Here is a 6,277-nt window from a genome sequence, read left to right on the forward strand (position 1 = left end):
TCGTTGTCACAACCGCGTCGTCACAGCCGCGTCGTCTCAGCCGCGTCGTGGCGCGGCCGGCGGTGCAGCTCCGCGGCGCTGTGGTCAGCACGTCTCGCAGCCCGCGGCCAGGGCCGGCTCAGAGCGGCACCTCGACGAAGGTCCGCCCCGCCGCGACGGCCACCGCCGTACCGCCCGTCGCCTCCGCCAGCCAGACGTGGAAGGCCGCCGTCTCCGGTTCGGGCACCCCGACCTCGATCCGCACCCCGGCCGCCTCGTACGCCAGGTCGCTGACCACGTGGCCGGCCGCACGCAGGTCGTTCTCCAGCCGCCCGGCCCGGGTGTGGTCGACGCTCACCGCCAGCAGCTCGACCGGCCGCCGCTCCAGCAGCCCGATCTCGTCCACCGCCTCGGACACCGCACTCCCGTACGCCCGCACCAGCCCGCCCGCGCCGAGCTTGATCCCGCCGAAGTACCTGGTCACGACCGCGACGATGTCCGTCAGCCCGCGCCGGCGCAGCACCTCCAGCATCGGCACCCCGGCCGTACCACCGGGCTCGCCGTCGTCGCTGGAGCGCTCGCGGCGCTGCTCGTCGCCCACCACGAAGGCGGTGCAGTTGTGCCGGGCGTCCCAGTACTGCTTGCGGATGCCCGCGATGAAGGCCTGTGCCTCGTCCTCATCGGCCACCCGCCCGAGGTGGCAGATGAACCGGGACTTCTTGATCTCGATCTCGTGGCTGCCGTCGCGCCGGATGGTCAGGTACTGCCTGGGGGTCGGCTCCGGCATGGCGCGGCGGGTCTCCAAAAGCGAAAGGCTGGCGGGCACGCCCTGACGGGGGCGCTCCCGCCAGCCTAACCGCCGGTCAGCGCCCGGCCAGGGCGTCCAGCTGCTTGCGGTCCAGGCCGGTCAGCGCGGTGACCTCGGCCAGGTCGACCGCGCCGCAGTCCAGCCCCCGCAGCACATAGCCGCTCAGCGCCTTCGCGGTGGCCGGCTCGTCCATCACGTCACCGCCGGCCTTGGCCACGTAGGCGGCGAGCCGGGCCGCGGCGGCCTCCAGGCCCTCGCGGTAGAAGGTGTACACGGCGACGTACCTGGTCGGCAGGTGCGCCGGGTGCATGTCCCAGCCCTGGTAGTACGCCCGGGCGAGCGAGCGGCGGACCAGGTCGTGGTGCAGCTTCCAGGCGGCGTGCACCTGCTCGGTCGGGCCGGTCGGGATGACGTTGGTGGAGCCGTCCGAGAGCCGCACGCCGGTGCCCGCGGCGGCCACCTGCATCACGGCCTTCGCGTGGTCGGCGACCGGGTGGTCCATGCTCTGGTACGCGGCGCTGACCCCGCAGGAGGCGCTGTAGTCGAAGGTCCCGTAGTGCAGGCCGGTGGCCCGGCCCTCGGCGGCCTCGATCATCCGGGCGACGGTGGCCCGGCCGTCGGCGCCCAGGATCGCCTGGGTGGTCTCGATCTGGATCTCGAAGCCGATCCGGCCGCCGGGCAGGCCGGCCCGCTGCTCGAAGTCCTCCAGCAGCCGGACGAGCGCGGTGACCTGCTCCGCGTAGGTCACCTTGGGCAGGGTGAGCACCAGGCCCTCCGGCAGCGGGCCGCCCGCGAGCAGCGTCGCGAGGAACAGCTCCAGGGTGCGGATGCCGCGCTCGCGCACGGCCGCCTCCATGCACTTGATCCGGATGCCGATGTACGGCGGCGCGCTGCCGTCCGCGACCGCGGCCGTGATCAACTCGGCGGCCCGGACCGCGGCGGCGTCCTCCTCCGCGTCCGGGCGCGGACCGTAGCCGTCCTCGAAGTCGATCCGCAGGTCCTCGATCGGCTCGCGCTCCAGCTTGGCGCGGACCCGCGCGTGCACATCGCTCAACAGCTCACCGGCGGGGACGCCGAGCGCCCGCGCCAGCTCCTGCGGCGTACCCGCGTGGGTGTCGAAGGCCTCCAGCGCCTGCCGGCCCCAGCTGCGGACGGTGTCGGCGTCGAATGCGTCGGCGGGGACGTAGACCGTGTGCACCGGCTGACGGGTGCCGGAGTCACCGGGGTAGCGGCGCGCCAGGTCGGCGTCGACCGGCGCCAGCAGCGCCTCCACCGCGGCCCGGGCGGAGCCGGAGAAGGAGGCCGCGCCCTCCGGCTTGGTACCGTCCACCTCGACCTGCGACATCCGTACTCCTCCACACCGAACCAGGCTTCAACAGTTTGTTGATGCGAAGGTAGCTCCGCCGGAGCGGGGCAGTCAATGGCCGACCGACGGCCGGACGCCCAGGTCAGTCCCGCCCGGCGGAGGCATAGCGGGCGCGCAGCGCCGGCCAGATCCGGTTCAGCTCCTCCGGGCTCACCGAGCCGTCCGCCCGGGTGCCCACCACGCCGTACTCGCTGGTCAGGTACTCCGCCAGGCGCTGCTGGTCGGGCTGATCCTCGTAGGTGTCGATGTAGGTGACCAGCGCCTCGAAGCACAGCTCGGGGTCCAGTCGGTCCGCCTCCCGCTGCACGGGCTTGTGGGGCGCGGGGTCGGGGTCCGTGGTCGTCGGAGCGCTCGCAGCGGTGGTGTCGTCGGACCTCACGGGCTCCGGCTGCTCCGGAAGATCCCGCGACTCCAGCCGCAGCGAGCCCCCCTTCGCCGGAGCGACAGCCGGAGCGGGCTGCTGCTGCTCGAACGCCGGACGCTCACCCTGATCGGCCCGGTCGGCCCGGTCATCCGCGACATACCGCGGCACTACCGACTGCACCTGTATCTCCGGGCCCGGCTGCGTGGCCGCACGCGGCGGCTTGAACCAGGGCGACGCCTGCCCTGGCACCCGGCCGGCCCCGCCACCCATGCCGCTCTGCTGCGCGTGACTGCGCACCGCCCGCTCGGTCCAGACGTTCAGTTCCTCCCGCACCTGCAACGGTGCCTGCTCCTCGGCCTGGGCCGGCTCCTGTGCGTCCCGCAGGCGCACCGCGGCCAGCTTGGCCAGCGTCGGCACCGCCAGGTCAGCCGCCACCGCGGCCACCGGACCGGTGCCCTCCGCGGCGGCAGCCGACGCCCCGACCGCCGCAGTCGGCGCCGCGCTCGTCCTGGCCGAGGTGGTGCCGTTCATGCCTACGCCGGCGCCTACGCCCGCCGGGCCGGCGGGTATCGCGGCCTGCCCGCCCGGCGCCACCGCCGCGATCGCCTGCGCTGCCACAGCCGCCTGTACCTCCTTGGCGTCCCTGGCCGCCGCCACCTCGGCCGCCTCCGCGTCGAGCCGGTCCAGCACGCCGAGATCCAACGGCATCCCGTACTTCGCCAGCTTCAGCGGCAGCAGCGCCTGGATCGGCGCCGACCGGCGCCACCCGCGCCCGTACCGGAACCGCAACTGCGCCCGGTACACCAGCCGGTTCTGCTCCAGCCGGACCACCTCGTCGTACGACCGCAGCTCCCAGAGCTTCATCCGCCGCCACAACCGGAAGGTCGGCACCGGCGACAGCAGCCAACGCATCAGCCGTACCGACTCCATGTGCCGGTCCGCCGTGATCGCCGCGATCCGCCCGACCGCGTGCCGGGAGGCCTCGACGACCACCACGAACAGCACCGGGATGACGGCGTGCATGCCCATCCCGAGCGGGTCGCCCCAGGACGCCGCCGCGTTGAACGCGATGGTCGCCACCGTCAGCACCCAGGCCGTCTGCCGCAGCAGCGGGAACGGGATCCGCAGCCAGGTCAGCACCAGATCCAGCGCCAGCAGCACCACGATGCCCGCGTCGACACCGATCGGGAAGGCGTACGAGAAGGCCCCGAAGCCCTTCTCCGATGCCAGTTCGCGGACCGCGTTGTACGAGCCCGCGAACCCGATGCCCGAGATCAGGCAGGCCCCGGCGGCCACCACGCCGAGCAGGCTCCGGTGGGTACGGGTGAGGGATGGGCGTGCCATGCGTCTATCAACCCCTGGATGTCGGCTGCTGCCGTACGCGACCGTTGGCTGCCGGATCTCCCCTGGTCGGGGCGCCGGAAGGCTGCGCCACCGACGGTCTCGGCCCATCGGATACTACTCGTACGTGTGTTTCAGCGTCCGCGCAGGCCAGGGTGTCACATAGCCTGACCTGTCGTCCCGTTGAGATGTGCCAGCACGGCCTGGACCCGGCGGTTGGCATCATCGGCCGGAGCGAGTTCGAGCTTGGTGAAGATGTTCGCGATGTGCTTGGCCACCGCTCCATCGCTGATCACCAGCCTCGTGGCGATCGCGGAGTTGGAACAGCCCTCCGCCATCAGCTCCAGCACCTCGCGCTCCCGCGGCGACAGGCGCTGCAACGGCCCCGAACGGGACTTGCTCTGCAACAGCTTGGCGATCACGTCCGGGTCCATCGCCGTCCCGCCGGCCGCCACCCGCCGGACGGCGTCGATGAACTGGTCCGCGTTGAACACCCGGTCCTTGAGCAGGTAGCCCACCCCGCCGGAACCGTCGGCGATCAGCTCCCGCGCATACAACTGCTGGACATGCTGCGACAGCACCAGCACCGGCAGGCCCGGAATCGCCTTCCGGGCCGTGAGCGCGGCCTGGAGCCCCTCGTCCGTCAGCGTCGGCGGCAGCCGGACGTCGACCACCGCGACGTCCGGACGATGCGTCAGCAGCGCCTCCAGCAGGTCGGGCCCGGTCTCGACGGCCGCCGCGATGGTGAATCCATGCGCTTCCAGCAGCCGGATCAGCCCTTCTCTGAGGAGGTAGAGGTCCTCGGCGAGGACAACTCGCACGGCAGCTCCAAGGTGATGGTGGTCGGACCGCCCGACGTACTGTCGATGGCCAGGACACCGTCGAAGGTACCCAATCGCCGCTCGATCCCGCGCAGCCCACTGCCCCTGGTCGGATCCGCCACACCGTGCCCGTCGTCCGTGACCGTGATCCGCAGGGTGCCCGCCCGGTACAGGATGTCCACCCACACGTTGTCGGCGCCCGAGTGCTTGGCCGCGTTCGCCATCAGCTCGCAGATGCTGAAGTACGCGGCCGCCTCGATCGGCGCCGGCGGGCGGTCCGGCAGGCTCACACACACCTCGGTCGGAAGCGCACTGTCCAGCGCCAGCACCCGTACCGCGTCACCGAGGCCACGCTCGGCCAGCACCGGCGGGTGGATACCCCGGACGAGATCGCGCAGTTCCTGGAGCGCCTTCACCGAGGACTGCCGTGCCTCGGAGAGCAGTTCGCGCGCCGCCGTCGGGTCCGTGTCCATCAGGTGCTCGATGGTGCCGAGGGTCATCCCGATCGCCACCAGCCGGGCCTGCGCCCCGTCGTGCAGATCCCGCTCGATCCGGCGGAGCTCGGCCGCCTGGTTGCCGACCGCATCGGCACGCGTCTCCGTCAGCTCCGCCACCCGGCGGGTGAGCTGCTGGCGCGAGGCCCGGCCCTCCGGATCCAGCACCCGCCTCGCCAGATCGGCGTGCGCCCGTACCGCGAAGCGGATGAAGAGCACACCCACGCCCGCGATCACCAGGCCGATGGCCAGCGAGATCAGCGTCGAAGTCCGACTGGTCCCGACGTCGCCGTACATCGGGCCGTCGAAGGGAGCCGTCAACGCGAAGCCGACGCCACCCACCACAAGTGCGGCTATCGGCCCGAACATCACAATGACCGCAGCCGGATTGAGGATCAGCCACAACATCTCGCCGCGCGTCGTCCGGTCACGGAAGGCCCAATGCATCAACTGGACCAACTGCGCGACGAACCGGGAACGGTGGTAGGAGTACCCCGTCCACCAGTGGCCCCGGGCGTCGAGCTCCAGGGCGGGGCGGGCGCCGTACACCGCCGGCAGCCGCACGCCGTACCACCTGCTGAGCTGCGAACGTGTCCAGTCCGCACTCCGTCGCACGAACAGGCCGGCCGACACCACACCTACGACACCTGCGCCGCACAGGCTCAGCAGGCTCCCGAAGTCGCCGCCGTCGAACGCCGCCATGCTCGCCGCGCCTACGAACAGCGCAGCGACGATCGGCACCACGACGCCGGGCACGGCGCTCACCGAGAGGACGGCCGCGCGGCCCAGGGACTGGACTCCTGTCCTGAGGAACGACTCGGCGCGGGCACGTGACTCCGCAGCGACGCTCGTTGCACTGACTGTTGTCACTGGTGCTCCTGGTGGTCGGCGTACAGCTCTCGACTGACCCGACCAGTGTTGCCCGAATGGGGCCTCCCGGGCACTGGCGGTCCCACCCCTGTTTTGGGGGTGGACCTAGCACCACCTGCGCGGCGTCGAAACTGTCCGAAAACGCAGAGAACCCCCACCCGGAATCGGGTGGGGGTTCTCTGTGAATGATTGTTCGGCGGCGTCCTACTCTCCCACAGGGTCCCCCCTGCAGTA

General features: G+C 71.9%; 5 protein-coding genes. All 5 read right to left on the reverse strand.

Going from position 1 to position 6,277, the window contains the following annotated elements:
* Positions 1 to 118: 118 nt before the first annotated feature.
* Positions 119 to 766 (reverse strand): YigZ family protein, encoded by a 648-nt coding sequence (locus ACIBH3_RS34230; RefSeq protein ID WP_396316022.1) that lies wholly within the window; start codon positions 764 to 766, stop codon positions 119 to 121.
* 76 nt (positions 767 to 842) lie between these two features.
* Positions 843 to 2,132: a DUF6986 family protein gene (locus tag ACIBH3_RS34235; protein ID WP_396316023.1), complete on the reverse strand. Its 1,290-nt coding sequence runs from the start codon at positions 2,130 to 2,132 to the stop codon at positions 843 to 845.
* A gap of 103 nt (positions 2,133 to 2,235) precedes the next feature.
* Entirely contained in the window at positions 2,236 to 3,861 is a 1,626-nt protein-coding gene (locus ACIBH3_RS34240; protein WP_396316024.1) for a DUF2637 domain-containing protein, read from the reverse strand.
* Positions 3,862 to 4,016: 155 nt separating this feature from the next.
* A complete protein-coding gene (locus tag ACIBH3_RS34245; protein ID WP_396316025.1) occupies positions 4,017 to 4,679 on the reverse strand; it encodes a LuxR C-terminal-related transcriptional regulator in 663 nt (220 codons plus the stop codon).
* The gene (locus ACIBH3_RS34250; protein WP_396316026.1) at positions 4,631 to 6,043 is read right to left on the reverse strand and encodes a histidine kinase; all 1,413 of its coding nucleotides are present in this window, start codon (positions 6,041 to 6,043) and stop codon (positions 4,631 to 4,633) included. Before ACIBH3_RS34250 ends, ACIBH3_RS34245 begins: the two co-directional genes overlap by 49 nt.
* Positions 6,044 to 6,277 lie beyond the last annotated feature (234 nt).

Source organism: Kitasatospora sp. NPDC050543 (genome assembly GCF_044457565.1).
GTDB lineage: Bacteria > Actinomycetota > Actinomycetes > Streptomycetales > Streptomycetaceae > Kitasatospora.